Annotated in this window: 1 protein-coding gene; it reads right to left on the bottom strand. The window is 41.3% G+C overall.

Annotation, left to right across the window (positions count from 1 at the left end; all coding sequences use genetic code 11):
* A partial coding sequence (locus tag HCN83_RS18075; protein WP_425483644.1) for a cation transporter occupies positions 1–260 on the bottom strand: 260 nt, incomplete at its 3' end.
* Between the last annotated feature and the right edge of the window lie 26 nt (positions 261–286).

Genomic DNA, 286 nt, shown 5'->3' with positions numbered 1-286 from the left:
GAAATTTTTGATGCGCCAAAATTCACCTTCGCATCTTGAACTTCAGGTAGTTTCTTCACATTGCGCTCAAATTTCCCTGCACAGTTCGCACAGGAAAACCCTTGAACACGGTAAACTTTTTTTTCTTTATTTACTTCTGGTTGCGTTTGACGCCTAGACTTTTCAGGCACCACTTTGAGGTTTTCAAATGCCCCTGCTTCTTCCAGTTCCTCAACTGTTGCAGAACCATATACAGAAATTTTTGATGCGCCAAAATTCACCTTCGCATCTTGAACTTCAGGTAGTT

Source organism: Alkalicoccus luteus, assembly GCF_012034335.1.
In the GTDB taxonomy this organism is placed as follows: Bacteria; Bacillota; Bacilli; order Bacillales; family Salisediminibacteriaceae; genus Alkalicoccus; species Alkalicoccus luteus_A.
The sequence above is the reverse complement of the archived record's forward strand: the minus strand, read 5'-3'. Positions and strand labels throughout refer to the sequence as shown.